This is a genomic window from Streptomyces sp. CA-106110 (assembly GCF_050936285.1).
GTDB lineage: Bacteria > Actinomycetota > Actinomycetes > Streptomycetales > Streptomycetaceae > Streptomyces.
On the sequence record NZ_JBNJNB010000001.1, the window covers coordinates 1,403,586 to 1,420,858 of the forward strand.

The 17,273-nt window shown below is 69.9% G+C and carries 21 protein-coding genes and 1 pseudogene; 8 read left to right on the top strand and 14 right to left on the bottom strand.

The window, feature by feature from the left end; all coding sequences use genetic code 11:
• Positions 1-99: 99 nt before the first annotated feature.
• On the bottom strand, positions 100-1,332 hold the full coding sequence (locus ACQEXA_RS06580) for an epoxide hydrolase family protein (RefSeq protein ID WP_432936244.1): 1,233 nt from the start codon (positions 1,330-1,332) through the stop codon (positions 100-102).
• Positions 1,333-1,400: 68 nt separating this feature from the next.
• Positions 1,401-1,859 (bottom strand): nuclear transport factor 2 family protein, encoded by a 459-nt coding sequence (locus ACQEXA_RS06585; protein ID WP_433128999.1) that lies wholly within the window; start codon positions 1,857-1,859, stop codon positions 1,401-1,403.
• 305 nt (positions 1,860-2,164) lie between these two features.
• On the opposite strand from ACQEXA_RS06585, the gene ACQEXA_RS06590 reads away from it, so the two are divergent.
• Together ACQEXA_RS06590 and ACQEXA_RS06595 are read left to right on the top strand one after the other, a co-directional pair.
• Complete coding sequence (locus ACQEXA_RS06590; protein ID WP_432936240.1) at positions 2,165-2,800, top strand: TetR/AcrR family transcriptional regulator; 636 nt, start codon at positions 2,165-2,167, stop codon at positions 2,798-2,800.
• Positions 2,801-3,013: 213 nt separating this feature from the next.
• Positions 3,014-3,982, top strand: coding sequence for a quinone oxidoreductase family protein (locus ACQEXA_RS06595; RefSeq protein ID WP_432936237.1), 969 nt, complete (start codon positions 3,014-3,016; stop codon positions 3,980-3,982).
• Positions 3,983-4,060: 78 nt separating this feature from the next.
• Here the strand turns inward: ACQEXA_RS06595 and ACQEXA_RS06600 are convergent, their stop codons facing one another.
• Positions 4,061-5,050, bottom strand: a complete 990-nt coding sequence (locus tag ACQEXA_RS06600) for an aldo/keto reductase (protein WP_433129002.1) — start codon at positions 5,048-5,050, stop codon at positions 4,061-4,063.
• A 529-nt stretch (positions 5,051-5,579) separates the two neighbouring features.
• Between ACQEXA_RS06600 and ACQEXA_RS06605 the strand changes: the two genes are divergently transcribed.
• The gene (locus ACQEXA_RS06605) at positions 5,580-6,311 is read left to right on the top strand and encodes a hypothetical protein (RefSeq protein WP_432936232.1); all 732 of its coding nucleotides are present in this window, start codon (positions 5,580-5,582) and stop codon (positions 6,309-6,311) included.
• Between the two features lie 131 nt (positions 6,312-6,442).
• Here the strand turns inward: ACQEXA_RS06605 and ACQEXA_RS06610 are convergent, their stop codons facing one another.
• The 3 genes from ACQEXA_RS06610 to ACQEXA_RS06620 form a co-directional block, all read right to left on the bottom strand.
• On the bottom strand, positions 6,443-7,132 hold the full coding sequence (locus tag ACQEXA_RS06610) for a GAF and ANTAR domain-containing protein (RefSeq protein ID WP_432936230.1): 690 nt from the start codon (positions 7,130-7,132) through the stop codon (positions 6,443-6,445).
• A 234-nt stretch (positions 7,133-7,366) separates the two neighbouring features.
• Entirely contained in the window at positions 7,367-7,816 is a 450-nt protein-coding gene (locus ACQEXA_RS06615) for a DUF3618 domain-containing protein (RefSeq protein ID WP_432936227.1), read from the bottom strand.
• Complete coding sequence (locus ACQEXA_RS06620) at positions 7,813-8,190, bottom strand: phage holin family protein (protein ID WP_432939857.1); 378 nt, start codon at positions 8,188-8,190, stop codon at positions 7,813-7,815. The genes ACQEXA_RS06615 and ACQEXA_RS06620 overlap by 4 nt, the downstream gene beginning before the upstream one ends.
• Positions 8,191-8,795: 605 nt before the next feature.
• On the opposite strand from ACQEXA_RS06620, the gene ACQEXA_RS06625 reads away from it, so the two are divergent.
• The 3 genes and pseudogenes from ACQEXA_RS06625 (at position 8,796) to ACQEXA_RS06635 (ending at position 10,414) form a co-directional block, all read left to right on the top strand.
• The gene (locus ACQEXA_RS06625) at positions 8,796-9,263 is read left to right on the top strand and encodes a hypothetical protein (protein WP_432936224.1); all 468 of its coding nucleotides are present in this window, start codon (positions 8,796-8,798) and stop codon (positions 9,261-9,263) included.
• Positions 9,264-9,317: 54 nt separating this feature from the next.
• The gene (locus ACQEXA_RS06630; protein ID WP_432936221.1) at positions 9,318-10,142 is read left to right on the top strand and encodes an LLM class F420-dependent oxidoreductase; all 825 of its coding nucleotides are present in this window, start codon (positions 9,318-9,320) and stop codon (positions 10,140-10,142) included.
• A gap of 100 nt (positions 10,143-10,242) precedes the next feature.
• A pseudogene (locus ACQEXA_RS06635) lies at positions 10,243-10,414 on the top strand (CsbD family protein).
• Between the two features lie 75 nt (positions 10,415-10,489).
• Here ACQEXA_RS06635 and ACQEXA_RS06640 read toward each other — a convergent pair.
• From ACQEXA_RS06640 to ACQEXA_RS06675, 8 genes are all read right to left on the bottom strand, one after another.
• Positions 10,490-11,497 carry a DNA polymerase Y family protein gene (locus tag ACQEXA_RS06640; protein WP_433129004.1) on the bottom strand — a complete coding sequence of 336 codons (1,008 nt, stop codon included), beginning with the start codon at positions 11,495-11,497 and terminating at the stop codon, positions 10,490-10,492.
• 113 nt (positions 11,498-11,610) lie between these two features.
• Positions 11,611-11,817 carry a DUF6417 family protein gene (locus ACQEXA_RS06645; RefSeq protein WP_359397719.1) on the bottom strand — a complete coding sequence of 69 codons (207 nt, stop codon included), beginning with the start codon at positions 11,815-11,817 and terminating at the stop codon, positions 11,611-11,613.
• Positions 11,818-12,041: 224 nt separating this feature from the next.
• Complete coding sequence (locus ACQEXA_RS06650; protein ID WP_359397717.1) at positions 12,042-12,620, bottom strand: DsbA family protein; 579 nt, start codon at positions 12,618-12,620, stop codon at positions 12,042-12,044.
• A 379-nt stretch (positions 12,621-12,999) separates the two neighbouring features.
• A complete protein-coding gene (locus tag ACQEXA_RS06655; protein WP_359397715.1) occupies positions 13,000-14,064 on the bottom strand; it encodes a lipoate--protein ligase family protein in 1,065 nt (354 codons plus the stop codon).
• A 245-nt stretch (positions 14,065-14,309) separates the two neighbouring features.
• Positions 14,310-14,432 (bottom strand): type B 50S ribosomal protein L36, encoded by a 123-nt coding sequence (ykgO, locus tag ACQEXA_RS06660; protein WP_359397712.1) that lies wholly within the window; start codon positions 14,430-14,432, stop codon positions 14,310-14,312.
• Positions 14,433-14,488: 56 nt separating this feature from the next.
• Positions 14,489-14,749, bottom strand: coding sequence for a type B 50S ribosomal protein L31 (locus tag ACQEXA_RS06665; RefSeq protein WP_359397710.1), 261 nt, complete (start codon positions 14,747-14,749; stop codon positions 14,489-14,491).
• Between the two features lie 46 nt (positions 14,750-14,795).
• Positions 14,796-14,960 carry a 50S ribosomal protein L33 gene (rpmG, locus tag ACQEXA_RS06670; protein WP_359397708.1) on the bottom strand — a complete coding sequence of 55 codons (165 nt, stop codon included), beginning with the start codon at positions 14,958-14,960 and terminating at the stop codon, positions 14,796-14,798.
• 320 nt (positions 14,961-15,280) lie between these two features.
• Positions 15,281-16,336: an NAD(+)/NADH kinase gene (locus ACQEXA_RS06675; protein WP_359397706.1), complete on the bottom strand. Its 1,056-nt coding sequence runs from the start codon at positions 16,334-16,336 to the stop codon at positions 15,281-15,283.
• A 167-nt stretch (positions 16,337-16,503) separates the two neighbouring features.
• On the opposite strand from ACQEXA_RS06675, the gene ACQEXA_RS06680 reads away from it, so the two are divergent.
• Positions 16,504-16,767, top strand: a complete 264-nt coding sequence (locus tag ACQEXA_RS06680) for a hypothetical protein (protein ID WP_432936208.1) — start codon at positions 16,504-16,506, stop codon at positions 16,765-16,767.
• Between the two features lie 78 nt (positions 16,768-16,845).
• Positions 16,846-17,202: a DUF6233 domain-containing protein gene (locus ACQEXA_RS06685; protein ID WP_433129006.1), complete on the top strand. Its 357-nt coding sequence runs from the start codon at positions 16,846-16,848 to the stop codon at positions 17,200-17,202.
• Positions 17,203-17,273: the final 71 nt, after the last annotated feature.

Consider the following 17,273-nt stretch of genomic DNA (forward strand, 5'->3'; position numbering starts at 1 on the left):
CGATGGGCATGTGCCGCGACGAGGACGCGGGGACGTGCGGGAGACAGGCGGCCGAGCCGGTCCGCGTGGGGACCGTTCCGGGGGGTCAGCTCGGGGGTGTCAGCGCAGCTTGCGGAACGTCTCGCGGACGTCACCCACAAAGGCCTCGGGGTTCTCGAAGTGGCCGAAGTGGCCGCCCTTTTCGTGTGCGTTGACGTTGACCACGTTGAACAGGCTCCGAGTGGGCCCGTTCTCGAAAGCGGCTATGCGCTCCTCGACCGTGCGTACGCCCGGCGGGTAGACGTCGCCGAGCAGGAAGGTGAACCCGGCCGGGGGCTCGACCATCGGCTGCCGGTCGTGCAGCGGCGTCCAGGGGTGGCGGATGGTGTTGCGGTACATGCGGATGGAGGAGCCGATGGACTGCGTCACCCAGAAGGTCGTGGCCTGGGTGAGGATGAAGTCCGGGGAGAAGACCGCGTCGAAGTCGCCGTTCTTGTCGCTCCACTTCTTCCACCGCTGCAGCAGCCAGGCGAGCATGCCGATCGGGGAGTCGTGCAGGCCGTGCGAGAGGGTCGACGCGTCCAGCATGTGCACGGCCACGTGGGAGGCGTAGGTCGAGTGCATCTTGAGGATGTCCGCACGCAGCTCCGGTGAGGCGTCGGCGGGGATCGGCTCACCGCCGGTGAGGTCCCAGTAGCGGTCGTGCTGGAACATGCCCGGCGGAAGGTCGTGGCCGTAGTGCAGGGCGATGATGCTGTCCCCGTACTTGTGGCCGAGGGCGCTGTTGACCAGGGCCCCGTAGTCGCTGCCCAGCGAGCCGTACTTCTCGTAGCCGAGGACCTCGGTCATCAGGGTGTGGAGGATGTCGGCGATCTTCCAGTAGTTCAGGTCACCCCTGCCGACCGGGGTGGACCAGCCGAAGCCGGGCAGGGTCGGCATGATGATGTCGAAGGAGTCGGCCGGGTCGCCGCCGTGGGCGGCCGGGTCCGTCAGCGGGGCGATCAGCGGGTGGCTGAACTCACCCGGCCACGGCCAGCCGTGCAGGACCAGAAGGGGCGTCGGGTTCGGGCCCTTGCCGCGCTCGTGGATGAAGTGCAGCGGGGTGCCGTCGATCTCGACCTTGAACTGGCTGTACCCGTTCAGGCGCTCCTCCGCCCCGCGCCAGTCGAAGTCGTCGGCCCAGTGCTCGACCAGCGGCTTGAGGTAGGCGGTGCTCAGGCCGTAGTACTCCTCCTCGTTGTCCGGGTCGTCGAAGAAACGGGTCGCCTTCAGACGGGACTTGAGGTCGTCCAGGACGTCCTGCGCCACATCGATCGTGAACCGCTCCGGCGAGGGGTTGCTGTCGTCACTCATGAAGCTCTGCTTTCTTGCGAAGGTGGGGAGGGGAAGACCGGTGCCCGGTGGTGCGGGTCACCGCGGTGTCAGGAGGTGAGGTCCAGACGCAGCCGGGTCAGCTTGAGCTCGGCGATGTACCAGGAGCCTTCGACCTGGACGAACCGCGCGTGGTAGTGGCCGAAGCCGTGCATCCCCTTGAACGGGAACGCCTCGGACACCTCGGCGTCCTCAGGGCGGGTGATGATGTCCTCCATCGCCCACACGCCCTGGGCCGAGGTCGGCGACTCGACGTCGATCTCGTCCGAGAACAGGTGGTGGACCAGCACATGGCCCGGGCCACCGGCGGCTCCGACCGTCGCCGCGATCTCCTCACGGCCCTGCATACGCAGCCACACAGAGCCGTCCGGCTTGAGCGGGGTGAACGTGCCGTCCGGCGTGAAGAGACCCGCCAGGTCCTGCCAGCGCTGGTGATCCGCGTAGCGGACGTAGCGCGCCATCAGACGGCGAAGACCCTCGATGGTGCTCAGACGCTCGACAGCGTCCATGCCCGATCACCTTCCATTCGGTTTCAGTGGTGTGCGTCCGGCTCGCGGCGGCGGGAAAGAGCGGCCTCAGTAGCCGAGACGGCGGCGCCTGAATGGCGCACGACCAGCCCGTTCACCCAAGCGGACCGGGCGGTCATGTTGACCGTAACACGAAAGCGGACCGGGCGGTCATGTTGTACATCACAACATGACCAGTGGGTCACATTGACCTTCCATCAACATGACTGACCGGTCACATTCGTCGCCTCGAATGTGACCGAGCGGTCCGGTTGCATTAGAGTCGATTACGGAAGAGGGAGGACGCCATGACGAACCCGGCAGGGAAGCCGATGCGCAGCGACGCCGTACGAACCAGGAAGCTCCTGGTGGACGCGGCGACGGAGGCATTTGCCGAACAGGGCACGGAGGTGTCCGTCGCACAGATCGCGGAGCGTGCCGGGATCGGCAAGGGGACCGTGTTCCGGCACTTCCCCACAAAGGACGATCTTCTGGCGGCGATCGTCACCGAGAAGATGTACGCCCTCGCGGCGACCGGTGAGCGACTGACGCAGGCCGAGGACCCGGCACACGCACTGCACGAGTTCATGAGCGCGGGGATCGAGTTGCAGGTCGAGGACCGTGCCTTCTGCGAGGTCGTCCACGGGGTGGCTCCCCATCACCCCGAAGTACGCAACAGCCAGGAGACGCTCAATGCGGTCACCGACGCGCTGACCGACCGCGCCCGCCGGCACGGAGCCATCCGCCAGGACATCACCGGTCAGGACATCTCGCTGCTGATGAGCGGGATCTACCAGACGGCATCCCCGCTGCAGGCGACGCAGCCGCATCTGTGGCGGCGCTATCTGCACCTGGTCTTCGACGGCTTGCAAGCCGCCGACGCACCGACACTGCCGGGCCCCCCGCCCCACGCCGAGACCCCGGCCACCCCCGCCCCCCTCTGATGCCTCAGGCCCGGGCCGGGTCTCTGACGCTCTGGCCCGGCCGCCGGCAGCCGCACTACCGCCGCCTTCCACCCTCTATCGGGGTGCCTGCCTCGACCTGTGGCATGGCAGGCGGACGCCGCACCGGTCGCCTGCACCGCAAGCATTCACCGCGTTTCGCTCGCCGGGCAGAGACGACCATCGGTTTCTGCCTGAAAGGAGTTGTCCCCCCACATGCATGCAATCCGAATCGAGAAGCACGGCGGCCCCGAGGTCATGACCTGGACCGAGCTGCCGGATCCGGTCCCCGGCCCCGGCGAGGCGCTCGTGCGGCTCGGCGCCGCGGGCGTGAACTACATGGACACGGGCATACGGCAGCAGGGCGCCACCAGCTGGGCCGCGCCGCTGGTCCTGGGCGCGGAAGGGGACGGTCGCGTCATCGCGCTCGGCGAGGGCGTCGACGGACTGACCATCGGTGACCGCGTGGCCTGGTACGACCACCCCGGCAGCTACGCCGAGCTCATCGCCATTCCCGCCGACTCACTGGTGAAGATCCCCGAGGGCATCGCCGACGAGACGGCGGCCGCGGTGATGTTGCAGGGGATCACTGCACACCACATGATCACGGAAACCTACCGGGTCAAGCCCGGCGACACGGCTGTGGTGCACGCTGCGGCGGGTGGCGTGGGCCTCCTGCTGACGCAGATGGCCAAGGCCCGCGGCGCCACGGTGATCGGCCTCGTCTCCCGCGACGAGAAGGTGGCGGCAGCGCGGGACGCCGGCGCCGACCACGTCCTCGTGTGGTCCGGCGGCGGCTTCGAGGGCCGGATCCGGGAGTTGACCGGGGGCGAGGGCGCCCATGTCGTCTACGACGGGGGCGGCACTCCGACGTTCCGGTCGTCGCAGCTCGCACTGCGCTCGCACGGAGTGCACGCCTACTACGGTCCGATGATGGGCGTACCGTCCATCAGGCCGAACGACCTGCCCCGCAGCATCTTCCTGACGTACCCGGTGCTGCACGATCACGTGCCCACACGCGAGGCCCTGGTCCGACGCACCGGCGAGATCTTCGACATGGTCCTGGCCAAGAAGCTCACACCACTCATCGGAGGCCGCTACCCCTTGAAGGAAGCGGCGCGGGCCCACAGGGACATCGAATCACGCACGACCGTCGGAAAGCTGCTGCTCACTCCTGGCCGCTGAGTCGAAGGCCGTGCCCGCGCCGTGTTGGACGGCCCGTTACCCGGGTTCAGGCTCTGCCGAGCCGATGAGTGTCCCGGCCTAACGGTTCACGGACGACATGCCGGCCTCGTCGTAGCGCTGTCCGGCAGCCTCCGGGAGTTCGGCGTCGATACGCGCGAGATCGTCCTTCGTCAGTTCCACGTCCACCGCGCCGACGTTCTGCTCGAGGTAGGAGCGGCGCTTGGTGCCCGGGATCGGGACGAGGCCCTCGCCCTGCGCCAGCACCCAGGCGATCGCGAGCTGCGCCGGCGTGACGTCCTTCTCGGCGGCGATCTCCTTCACCTTCTCGGCGAGCCTGAGGTTCGCGTTGAGGTTGTCGCCGGTGAAACGGGGTCCGCTGCGCCGGAAATCGCCCTCGTCCAGTTCGTCCGGGGAGGAGAACCGGCCCGCGAGGAAGCCGCGTCCCAGCGGCGAGTAGGGCACGAACCCGATCCCGAGCTCACGGCATGCGGGCAGCACCTCGGTCTCCGGGTCGCGGCTCCACAGCGAGTACTCGGTCTGCACCGCGGTGATGGGATGGACGGCGTGGGCACGGCGGATCGTCTCCGCCCCCGCCTCGCTCAGGCCGATGTGGCGTACCTTGCCCTCCGCGACCAGTTCCGCCAGTGCCCCGACGGTCTCCTCGATCGGCACATCGGGGTCGACACGGTGCTGGTAGTAGAGGTCCACGTAGTCGGTCCCGAGCCGTTTGAGCGAGCCGTGGATCGAACTGCGTACGTGTTCCGCCGAACCGTCCTGCTTCCCGATGGTGCTCATGTCACCCGGGACGGCGTTGTCCATCCGGTAGTTGAACTTCGTAGCGATCACGTACTCATCACGGTGGCCTTTGATCGCGCGTCCGACCAGCGACTCGTTCGTGAGCGGTCCGTACAGCTGGGCGGTGTCGAGGAAATTGACACCCAGTTCGAGGGCACGCTGGATGGTCTTGATGCCCTCTTCCTCGTCGGTCGTGCCGTAGAAGGCGGACATCCCCATGCAGCCGAGGCCGATGGCCGAGACCTCCAGGTCCCCAAGCATGCGCTGCTTCATGTTCCCGCAGCCTTTCGTCGCGATTGTCGTTGTGCTGTTCGACGGGCTCGGACCTCGCCCGGCCCCTTCCGCCCCGGCGAGCCGGGCCCGTCGCCTCCCGGCCGCCGCACCGGAGCCCGCGAGGCGCCATCACCTCCATGGAGCAACCGGTCTTGTGAATCGGCATCTCGGCGGAGCGATGCCGACGCTGTGAACGCTAGGACTTCGCGTGCGCTCGAAGTCAAGGGCCACTTGGCCAAGGGGCCCCTTCGGGCGACGACCATCTGCTGGTCCGGGCCTCCCCTGTCCTGCCGGGCGGAGGCCGCAACCCGGACGGGCTATCGCAGGACCGTGGGTCGCGTACCCGTCCGCCGCATGGATATCGCTGCCCAAAGCGTCCGTCGGCCCGGCCCGGGGCCACAACCCGCCGGGCGATCTTCAGGCCGTTCCCACACCCTGGTCGCGAGGCCCGCCCGAGCCGGGCAGCCGCTCCGCGGGACATCACCCCCCTCCCGCCGCGCCCCCAGACGCCACACAAGGAAGTACGGCAATGAAATTGACGACGTACGCGCTCATCCCGGCGTTGCAAGACGCCCGCGACGCCCACGCCGCGGTCATCGACAGATTCCGGACGGACATGCCGGTCACCCCCGTCGGTCCGCACCGCCAGGCCATGGAACACCACCTCGCCGACGCCCAGGTGTACTTGGCCCGTATCGACGACCACGTACGTGCCATCCGTCCCCGGCACCTGCTGTTCGACACCACCGCCGTGGTCCGCACCCTCATTGCGGGCGCCGTCCGCGCGGCGCGTGTACCCCTGGAGGTCGGCATTGTGATCGCCGACGGGGTGCTGTACGCGGGACGTCCGGCCACCGGGCACCGGCTGGTGAGGACCGTCGAGGGCGAATACGCGGTCGCCGCCCGGGCGCTCGCGGCCTGCCGGGTCGGCGAGAGCATCGCCGCCCTCACCGACGACGAGCGGGCCATGGACCTGCTCGGCGGGCTGCGCCACCTGGACGAGCGGATTCTGGAGACGCTGGAGAACAGTCTCGAGCAGCTGGCCCAGACCCTGGTCATGGCGGCCGCCGACGACAGCCTGTCGCTCCGGACAGGCGGTATGAACACGCAGGGGGCACAGCTGTCCGGAGTACGCAGCGGTCAGCTGTGGCAGGAGGACCGGACGAGCAGCAGGGCCGGCACCGGTCCGCAAGCGGTGGCCCCGGCCCCCTGGGCGGGATCGATGGACGACGTCAAGCACCGCATGGGGACCACCGGCTGACCGGAGGCCGCGTCCACGCGTGCGGCTCCGGCACGAGCGGGCACCCGCCGTCCTCCGGGACCGGCGGACGACCGGGCACCTACGGTGCGGACGGGCCGGCGGCGTCTGCCGGCCCTCCCGGCCAGGTCGCTTCAGGTGAGGCTGCCCCGTTCGCAGATCCGGCGGGCGACCTCGCGGAGTTTGACGTTGTGCTCCTGTGAGTACCGTCGGAGGACGTTGAAAGCATCCTCCTCCGTGAGGTGGTGGCTGCCCATGAGGATGCCCATCGCCTCACCGATGGTGTGGCGGGTGGCGAGGGCGGACTGGAGCTGTGCGTGCGTGCGTGCACTGGAGAAGGCGACCGCCGCATGCGAGGCCAGCAACCAGCCCGCGGTCTCGCTGGCCTTGGTGAAGGCGCCGGGCCGGCGGGAGTAGAGATTCAGCGCACCCAGGTCCTCGTCCTCGGTGAACAGCAGGAAGCCCATCATGCTGCCCAGCCCCAACTCGCGGGCTCGTGGCCCGTATTGGGACCAGCGTGGCTGCTCATCGGTGAAGTCGGCGATCCTGAACACCCGCTCCCCCGCAGCGGTCCGGGCGGCATCGAAACAAGGGCCTTCCCGCAGGCGCTCCTGCAGCCGGTCGCTCTCGCTGACGAGTCGGTGGGTCGGAGCCAGCGACTCCACCACGTCTCCGTGCAGGATGAGGATGCCCGCCGCATCACAGCCCTCCACCAGCTCGGTCGCCGAGCCGGTGATCCTCGCCAGCGTGGCGTCGACCGTTTCCTGCGCCAGCAGCTCGCGCGCCATGGAAGCCAGCTGCTCAGCGAAATCTCGCCAGTCCATACCTTCCTCCGTCTGGCCCCGGACCGGCAGGGCTCCCCTATCACCCTGACACGGGCAGGCCCGCCGTGTGACGCACGACGGGACGACGGGCAGACGGGGACGCTTCGGGGACTGGCGGACGGCCGGGTGGGACGACCACGAGGGCGGAATGTGGCCCGAGCGGGCCCTGCGCCTGCAACGCCTCGCCGACGAGGGCCGCGCCGCGCCCGGCCGGGGGGACAGGAGAGCCGCCGCTCAGCTCTTCCTGCGGCGGTACGCCCACCACACGACCGCGGCACCCGCGGCGGCCGACAGCACCACGGTACGGTTGCCGCGGACCGCCTCCGCGCCTTCCGCCGCTTTCCGGCGCACCGGTTCGGGCGTCCGCTGCTCCAGGAGGTGCCCGGCCTGACCGGCCTTGGCCCGGGCCTGGCCGACGGCCTCGGACGCCTTCTCCTTCACCGTCGCGGGCACCTTCTCCTGCACCCGGTGGGCCGCCTCGACGGCCTTGGTCCTCACTTCCTCGGCCTTGAGGCCCGCCTGCTCCCTGACCTCGGCCGCCTTCGCCCGGGCGCGTGCCTTCACGTCGGTCTTGCCGACCAGCGCCGCGACCGTCCGGCCGAGTTCCTCCCGGGTACGCTCGACCTGCTTCGCCAACTCGTCCGGACTCGTGGCGGATTGATCCTCGCGGGACGTCTTGCTCATCGGTGTGCACTCTCCTTGATCTCGGCCACGTCGGCCTTGACGCTGTCGATGGTCTGTTCAGGGGCGGGGGGTGCGGCCCCGGCGAACTGTTTCCTGCCGGTCAGCGCCATGACCGTGGTGATCGCGCCCAACAACGCCGTCATGATCAGAGCGGCGGCCCACACGGGCAGCACCAGCACCAGCGCCAACGCCGCGATCGCGGTGTCGACGAGGGCCTGCAGCGTGAGCATGCCGACCACGCCCGCGCCCCCGAAGAGCCCACCACCCCTGGCGTAACGTCCGCCCTTCTCCTTCATCTCCGCCTGCGCCAGCTTCAGTTCGCCGCGCACAAGAGCCGTCAGCTGCTGCGAAGCCTGCTGCACCAGCTCGCTCACCGGCTCCGCGTCCGAGCCTCGAGCACCCTGGCCCGGCGGGGCGGAGTACGACTTCGCGTCCGACACGAACGATCACCTCTCGTCTCGGTCTTGGCACAGGTGCCTCGCACCCGGCCGTCCGGTGAGGGCGCGGGTACCCCGATCGGGCCCGTTCAGCATCAGGCGCCGCCGACCACGTTCCCTTGCGAACTCATCCGCCGATCACCGCACTTGACAGCTGGGTCTCAGCGGATCCGGACCCTGGACCGCGGCTGTGGGAGCCGGGCCGGTTCAGCAGGCCGCGCAGACATCCCGCACATGCCCGCCCGCTTCCGCACCGGCGGCCACACGAGCGACCGGGCGGTCGTCGACACCGCCATCCGAACCGGACTGTCCCGGCAGCGGGCACCACGCCGCACATACGGCCGGCCGGGGCGGAGCGCCGCCTGTGCTCCGGGGCCGATGTCCACACCGGCCGCCCAGAGACACCCGGGTCAGCGGTTTTGCGGCGGGAACAGGGTGTTGCACCGTACAAGTGGTGTATCCCCTGACACAGTCGTAGCGTCGGGACAGAAAACAGCCCGGCGACGGCATATGGGTCCGAAGACAGGCGGCATGGAGCGGACATGCGCAGACACTCAGTCAGTACGACGGTCACCCTGTGTGCCGTCGCATCGCTCGCGGCGGCCATGGGGCCCGCGTCCGCCGCGCCCGTGGCGGCACCACCGAGCGTGCACACCGAGGCCCGGCAGCCGGAACAACCCGTACTGGTCGACTGTCTGTGGCAGCCGCAGGTACACCCCGGCGACTTCATGATCGCCTGCGGCGACGGCAACAGCCGCCTCTCCTCGCTCCGCTGGTCGCAGTGGGGCCCGGACGCGGCTGTGGCCACGGGCATCAATCTGGTGAACGACTGCAAGCCGTACTGCGCGGCGGGCAAGTTCCACTCGTACCCGGTGACCGTGCGGCTCGACCGCCCGGAGCCCTGGAAGAAGCACCCGCAGACGCAGCAGTTCACCCGGATGAGTCTCGTCTACACCGACGACAGGCCGGAGGGATTCGAACAAGCAGTGACGTATCCCCTGTGGAGCTGACCTGGAACTGGCCTTCCGGGCGACCGCCCCATTCCGACCCCCGACGGAGGCGCCGTGAAATTCGGAATCGCGACCTTCATCACCGATCAGGGCATCCGCCCCGCCCCGCTGGGCAGGGCGCTGGAGGAGCGGCTGTTCGACTCACTGTTCATCGCCGAACACTCCCACATCCCGGTGGACCGTCAGACCCCCTACCCGGGCGGCGGTGAGCTGCCGCAGATCTACTACCGCACCCTCGACCCCTTCGTCGCCCTGAGCACGATCGCCGCGGTGACCGAGCGGCTGCTGCTGGCGACCGGTATCGCACTGATCCCGCAACGCGACCCGATCATGACGGCCAAAGAGGTGGCCTCGCTCGATCTGGTCTCGGACGGCCGTGCCGTCTTCGGCGTGGGCGTCGGCTGGAACCGTGAGGAGATGAGGAACCACGGTGCCGACCCCACGACCCGCGGCCGGCTCACCGACGAGCGACTGCGGGCCATCCGGGAGCTGTGGACCACGGACAAGGCGGAGTTCCACGGCGAGTTCGTGAACTTCGACCCCGTCTTCTCCTGGCCCAAACCCGTGCAGCAACCGCACCCTCCGATCTACGTCGGTGGCGGCGAGGGCGCCTTCCCACGCGTGGTGCAGCTGGGTGACGCATGGCTGGCCAACAGTGTCCCGCCGGACAAGCTCGGCCCTCAGATCGAGCGGCTGCGTTCGCTTGCCGGCCGCGATGTGCCGGTGACGGTGTACGCGATTCCCGACGACCCCGAGCAGATCGAGGGCTACATCGCGCTGGAGGTCGAGCGGCTGCTGTTCTATCTGCCGACGACGCCCGAGCGCGAGACGCTGGAGAAGCTCGATCAGCTCGCCGAGACCGCGGCCCGCTACTCCTGAGGCCCTGTTTCTCTTCTGGCCGAAACCCACGTTTATCCACCGCGCCAGGGATCACTCGGTGCGGTGACACCGAAGTCAGACACCACTGGAGTGAGCAACGGTGGCTGGAGACCAGAAGGCCAAGGGCAAGATGGAACAGGCCAAGGGCAAGACCAAGCAGACGGTCGGCCGTACCGTCGGCAACGAGAAGATGGCCGCCGAAGGCCGGGCCGAGAAGGCGAAGGGCGCCGCGTCAGGCGAAGGAGAAGACCAAGGACGTCTTCAAGGACTGACGAGCGCGACACCCGCGGCGGGGCCACCGTTCGGCCGAACGGTGGCCCCGCCGCTCATCGATACGACCCGGACGCTCAGGAGACGTGACGGAAGATGCCCGCAGGGCCGATCACGTCGGGGCCGAACTTCGCACGGATGCGGTCGCTGACCTCCTCGGCGACCAACCGGGCCTCCCGGGCCCGGTCCAGACTGATCTGCTGGGCGACCTGGCCGGCATCCACCAGATCCTCGCCCCTCAGCACGATTCCCGTCAGCCGACCGCGTTGCAGGCCCGCGGCGTCCATCAGCCGGTAGACCAGGGCACGCAGGTCGTCGTCATGCGCGGAAGCCTCCGGGAGACGGCGGGTCTTGTCCCAGCGGGCGCCGCCCGCGAATCGCAGCGTGAGTGTCAGACCCCGGGCGGCCTGGCCGCGGCGGCGCAGCAGATGCCCGAGCCGTACGACCAGTTCCAGCAGCGCCGCGCGCACGTCGGCGCCGTCGAGGGTGTGCCGGGCGAAGGTGCGGCTCACCACGGCGGAGGCGGGAAGCTCACGGGGTACCACCGGCCGGGGGTCGATGCCCCGGGCCCGGTCCGCGGCAAGGCGGCCGCCCTTGCCGCCCAGCAGCCGTTGCACCGTGGCCGGCGGCACGGCGGCGAGCAGTCCCACGCAGTGGATGCCGGCGTCCCGCAGCACCTTCGCCCCGCGGGGGGCGATGCCGTGCAGCGCTTCCACGGGCAGCGGTCCCAGCCACTCGGTGACATCGGCGGGGCCGACGGCGAGGACACCGCCGGGCGGGCCGATCAGGCCGGAGGCGGTGGCTGCCACGGTGATCGAGGGGCCGATCCCGACGCGTACGTCCACACCGAGACGGGAGATCGCGCGAACCCGCAGCACCTCCCCCAGCCTGCGGGCACCGGCGCCGTGATAGCGCAGCGTCCCCTTCAGCTCCGCGAGCGCGGCGGACGGCGGCAGGGCCTGAACGACCGGGGAGAGTTCCGCGAGTTGCTCCAGCACCTGCCGGTAGGTCTCCTGCGGCAGGCGGTCTGGGCATCGCACATGCATCACCGTGGACACCTCGCGTGCCTTCCCCTCCGCGGTCATCGCACCCACCTCCCGCCCCCACCATATCGAACGAAAGTTCGAACAGGCGAGGGCGTCAGGCCGCGGACCTGGCGGCCTGCCCGATGGACCCAGTGACCTGCGGAGGACGGCGGTCAGTTCTCCGAGGGGATCCGGGCCGCGATCTCCCGTGCCAGCCGGTCCGCCCCTGCGGACATCGGCTCGCCCTCCGCGGCCACCGTCACCAGGATCCCCAGGAGGTCGTGCGCCTCCTCCAGGCTCAGCAGAGCCAGTGACTGCGTCGTGTGCTCGACCGGAGCGAACTCGAGGCCGTCGACATCGATGTGCTCGTACTCGTCCATGACCTGGGCAACGTACCCGGCCTGCCGCCTGCCACACGCAAGCGGCGGCGGCCGGGCATCGCCGGGACGGACCGGAAGCCGTTGGCTCACCGCCTGTCGCCGCGGCACAGAGGCCCCTGGGAACCGCTCTTATGGCGGACACCCGTCCGGGCAAGCCGCAGGGCTGAGCCGCCCCATCCGCGTGTCCGCGGTGCGCATCCCACCCAGGACGAAGCCGCGCGCGGTCACACCGTATGGCTCAGCGCACTCTCCACCGCGGTCGTGATCGGGCCCGGATGCGGCGGGACGGCGGTACCGTCCACCCGGACCGTCGGCGTGCCCCGCATGCCCTGTTCGAAAGCCCGCTCGGTCACGTACGGCGGCCAGTCGAGATGGCCGCCGGCGTGCACGCAGGCCGCGAAGGAGCCGGTCAGCCCCGCCTCCGCGCCCAGCGCGACCAGGTCGCTCTCGGGGAGCCCGGGACCACCCTCCGGCGGCTCGGCGGCGAAGAGCCGGTAGTGGTACTCGAGGAACCTGCCGCCGTCGGCCGCGCAGCCAGAGGCCGCCGAGGCCCGAGTGGAATAGCGGTCGGTCGACATCGCGTCGAGAATCGCCACCGGGTGGTACACAGCGGTGATCCGGCCGTCCGAGACCAGAGCGTCCACCACCGGGCCCGACGTCTCGGCGAACATACGGCAGTACGGGCACTGGAAGTCGACGTACACATCGACCACGACCGGCCCGCCGCCGACGACCACACCGTCGCCGTGCTCGTTGGTGAACGCGGGGAACTCGGCCGGCTTGAGCCCTTCTGGTCCATCCATGCGGTCCTCCTCGAGCGTCTCTGATTGGCTTAGCGAGCCTGAGCGTTGCTCAGCCTTGGGAGCCAATCGCCTTCGTGCCCTGGTACTGAACGGCAGAAGCCGCCAGCCCGCGTGGCACGTCCCTCCGGACGCTGGTCGACCGGGCCACAAGACCCGACCGAGGAGGGTGCCCGACGTCGCCTGGGCGCCGGGCGTGCGCGTAGCACTCTGCCACAGGCTCACTACGCTTCGCTAATCCAACTGGTGAGCCTGTGGGCCGCCGGCGCCGCATCAGGCCGATGCCGCCCCGCGGCACACTGCTCGCACGGGTACCCCCCTCTTCACGTCTGTCGCGCCCGGCAGTGCACGACCCGCCCCGGCGAACGCCTGCCCGGAGTCGTCAGGGCACGCGCGCGGTCCACTCGGGCGAAGAGAACTTCGTGACGGCGAGTTCCTCGGCGCGCTCGAGTTCCTCCCCGGTGAGCCGGCCGTCACTGAGGCCGTAGCGCATCCGGAAGGAACGGATCATCCGGTCGATGACAGCTTCCCGGGACAGTCCCGTCTGCCGTCTCAACGGGTCAACGCGCTTCTTGGCGCTGCCCGTTCCCTTGTCGGACAGCTTCTCCCGGCCGATCCGCAGGACCTCGAGCATCTTGTCGGCGTCGATGTCGTAGGACATCGTCACGTGGTGGAGGACCGCGCCCGGACCGCCTTCAGGGCCGACCGCCCGCTTCTGCGCGGCTCCCGCGATCTTGCCGGCCTCCGTCGCGATGTCGTTGAGGGGCTGGTACCAGGCCTTGATGCCCATGTCGTCGAGGGCGCCCAGCACCCAGTCGTCGAGGTAGGCGTAGGAGTCGGCGAAGGAGAGCCCGTTCACCAGGGAGGCGGGGACGGAGAGCGAGTACGTGATGGTGTTCCCGGGTTCCACGAACATGGCCCCGCCACCCGAGATGCGCCGCACCACGGTCATCCCGTGGCGTCGGACGGCTTCGGGGTCGACCTCGTTCTTCAGCGACTGGAAGCTGCCGATGACCACGGCCGGTGCACCCCACTCCCAGACCCGCAGCGTGGGCGGACGGCGGCCGGCGGCGACCTCCGCGGTGAGGACTTCGTCGAGCGCCATGTGCAGGGCGGGCGGCTGGGGACCTTCGTGGATGAGCTGCCAGTCGTAGTCGGTCCAGTCCGTCGCCTGGGCGACGGCGCGGCGGACCGCGACGGCGACGCCTTCCGGGGTCAGGCCGTACATGACGGTGCCTTCGGGAAGTCCTGCCTCGACGCGTCTGGCCAGCTCGGCGGCCTCCGTGGCGACGGGCGCCCCTTCGAGAGCCCGGTTCACGGCGAGCAGTGCCTCGTCCGGTTCGAGGAAGAAGTCTCCGGCGACGCGGACATTGCGCAGTACGCCGTCGTCGTCGTCGAGATCGACGACGACCAGCTTTCCTCCGGGCACCTTGTATTCGCCGTGCATACCGATCCACCTTGATCATTCGTGTGACGTCGTCACGGTAACGCCCACGCCCTGCCTGCTGTTCCGCCGTGCGCGCCGGTTGCGTGGCTCATGTCCGCGACGGCGCACGGGCGCCGAACGCGTCCGCCCCGGCCGGTGGTCGACCGGCCGGGGCGGAGCAGCAGGTGGGGATCGGCGCCGGGTGGGTGCCGGTCGCGGCGCAGGACGCCGTGCGGCTCAGGACCGCCGCGGTGGCTCGGAGGGCGTCAGCCCTGGCGCGCCTTGAACCGGGGGTTCTTCTTGTTCACGACGAACGTCACGCCGCGGCGGCGCACCACCTGGGCCCCCGGCTTGGACTTCAGAGCTCGCAACGAGTTGCGGACCTTCATGACTGTCTTCTCCTCTCACACGGCCGACCGGCCGTCGTCCGGCCGTCCGGCGTTGGTCAGCTCCGGGCCGAGGCCGCGCGGCCGTAGCGGCGCTCGAAGCGCTCCACGCGGCCCGCGGTGTCCACGACCCGCGAGGTGCCGGTGTAGAACGGATGGCTCGCCGACGAGATCTCGACGTCGACCACTGGGTAGGTGTTGCCGTCCTCCCACTCGATCGTGCGGGTGGACAGCGCGGTCGAACGGGTCAAGAAGGCGAAGTCCGCCGCGCGGTCGCGGAAGACGACCGGGCGGGAGACGGGGTGGATGCCAGGCCTCATGGGGTTTCCTTCCTCATGGCCGTCCGCCGGGTGGCGGAGGCGTGGTTCAGCGTTCCTCGCGGAAGGGGACGTGCTTGCCGACCACCGGGTCGTACTTGCGCAGTACGAGCCGGTCGGGGTCGTTGAGTCGGTTCTTGCGCGTCACATAGGTGACGCCGGTGCCGGCCGTCGACTTCAGCCTGACGACGGGGCGCGCCGTGGTGCGTGCCATGAGGTCCTCCTTTCGCCGACACCCCGCGGGTTTTGACCCGCGCATGTCAGTCGTGTGATGCAACAACGGATCCCGTCACCGCATTCCCGAAGCGTCCTTGCGGACCCACTCGCGCGATCCCGGCCGGAGACCGGCCGGAGTCGCGCCACGAGCGGTGTGGTCGTGAAGGGCGGTCGCCTACGCGGCGAAAGGCTCCATGAGGCTTCAGCCGAACGATCGTCCTCATGGGCAATGGATGAGGCCCGGGGACTCTGTCCCCTCACCACCACGCCCCTTCCAACCAGAGGGCCTTCGGGAACATTCCCGCCCTGACCGCGATGTCACGGCGCCGGCGGCAACTGGTAGTGGCGCAGGTCGTCGGGTACCGGGCTCGCGGGCCGGAACATCGGGGCCGCCTCACCGTCCGCGGCCGTCGCGGGCGCGTCGGTGAGCCTCATACGCTCCCGCAGCCGCCCGTAGAAGTTGGCCGGGGTGAGCCTGACCAGGCGCAGCGGACGCGGTGCCGCGATCACCCCGATCCAGTCGCGGGGTTCGAGGATGCCCCGGGGCTGCCCGTCGACGCTGACCGCGGCGCGGCCCGAATGGGGCAGCACACGGAGGGCGACCGGCTCGTCCGCGTTGGCGATCACCGTCCGGTTGAACGCCATGTGCGGCGCGACCGGGGTGAAGACGACCGCCCGCATCCTGGGGGACAGCACCGGCCCCCCTGCGGCGAAGCTGTAGGCGGTCGAGCCGGTCGGAGTGGCGAGGATGACCCCGTCGGCCGAGTAGGAGGCGAGCAGACGGCCGGCGAAGTAGACACCCACGCTCACCTGGTGGTCCCGGGCCAGCTTCTCCACGACGATGTCGTTCAGTGCCGTGACGTCCAGCGCGATCCCCCACGGGTCGTCCTCGGCCGGACCCGTCTGCGGCTGCGGGGGCGGCAGTGCGGGTCCCCTCCCGTAGCACAGGACCTCCTCGACCTGGCTCGGCATCTCCAGCAGCCTGGAGGCGCGCATCGTGAGCGTCATGCGTTCCTCGCACTCGGACTTCCCCGCGTGCACGGCATCCAGCGCCCGTTCCACGTCGCCGACCGGGGTCTCGGTCAGGAAACCGACCTTGCCCACGTCGACGCCGAGGACCCTGATGTCCTTCTGAGCCGCGATGCGCGCCCCCCGCAGGAACGTGCCGTCGCCGCCGAGGGTCACGATGAGATCGGGGCTGCCCGCCGCCTGCACCTCCTCACTGGGGCTGTGGCGGCTTCCATGGCCGTGCCAGACGTCGATGTCGACGCAGCCGATGCCGTGCCGCGCACACCAGTCGCGCACGATCCGGGCTCCGGCCACCGCTTCCGCACGGCCGCCATGCACGACGAGTCCCACCCGGCCGATCGGCATGTCATCACCCAGCCCGCAGTCGCGTGTGCAGTGCTGCTAGCCATCGTCACAGCTACGGAAGCCGCGTGCCACGGGGACCGGGAGAGCGCGGTACGGACGGGCACCGGCCGGGCGGTCGCGGGGTGTTCCGGTGGAACAAAAAATCGAACACATGATTGAATCCGGCCATGCGGCACGCTCTCCCCGACGACCTCCTCCAGGCCCAGCAGGACTGGAGCACCACGTACCGGCAACTCGCCGAACAGCCGGGCCGGACAGAGTTGCGACGGCGTCTGTACCGGCTGTCCACGGCGGTGTTCTTCCATGTCCACTGGCAGGGGCGGAGGCCTGCCGCCTGGATGACGTCGCTGAGTCTCGGCGAGGAGCAGGACCTCGGGGAGGGAGACCTCGGGCGCGGAGCGGCGAGCGGGAGGCGAGGGGGCCCGTCCTGAGGGGGCAGTGCGCTCCATGGCCGAGCTACCCCCGACCCGGCGCGTCTTCGAGCCATCCTGGCGTTCCTGGAAGAGCGGGTGGCCGAGAACGAGACGGTCGGTATCTATCTGCGGCTCCAACGCGACGCCGTACGCGAGGCCCTCACCCGCGCCGAGGGACTCGAGCCGACGGGACCGCACGCCCGCAGAGGGCGTTCCACGCTGCCCGCCCCGGCCTCCTCAGGCCGTACGACGGGGGCGCCCGGCTTCACCGTCGAGCGGCGGAAGAGGGCCATGGGGCCCGAGCCCGCGCGCATCCACACCGACGACTGCACGACCGGCGGCACCAAGCACCCCGTCGGCGCCGAGGAGGCCCGTGCCGCACTGGTGGATCCGATGGTGGAGGCCTGCCCGTTCTGCCGTCCGGACGCGGCGCTCAGTATGGATCTCGACTGAGTACGGCGGAAGTCGGGTGCCGGCTTCCTCGTGGTCGCGGGCCCTGGGCCCGGCCCGGCGTGCGGCGCCAC